General features: G+C 42.7%; 1 protein-coding gene. It reads right to left on the reverse strand.

What is annotated here, in order from left to right:
• Positions 1-302, reverse strand: a 302-nt coding sequence (locus ACFILW_RS09990) for a hypothetical protein (protein WP_375685760.1), incomplete at both ends; no start/stop codon positions are given.

The following is a 302-nucleotide window of genomic DNA, read 5'->3' on the forward strand; positions in this document are numbered from 1 at the left end:
GTCCTGTGGAGAGCCTTCTTTACCATCAGCCGCGAAAGTTTTCAGGGCGAATTTTGGACCTGGCCATGCGCCACTTTCATAGTTAGCACCGCCACCGAAATAATTAGCAAGCTGGTTATTCATGGAATAAAGTTGGTTGCCCGTAATGGCATCTGTTGAACCTTGAGCAATCTCACCATCCAAAAGATACTTCAATTTGCTCTTTGTTTTCTGCCCATCTTTTTCATGACGTGCCACAAATGCTTCTTCTTCATCATCCCACAGTAAAGCATCTTTAGAGAAATCTTCAATTCTCTGATTAA

Origin of the sequence: Bartonella sp. TT110JLCBS, from assembly GCF_042193405.1 — a bacterium.
Lineage (GTDB): Bacteria > Pseudomonadota > Alphaproteobacteria > Rhizobiales > Rhizobiaceae > Bartonella.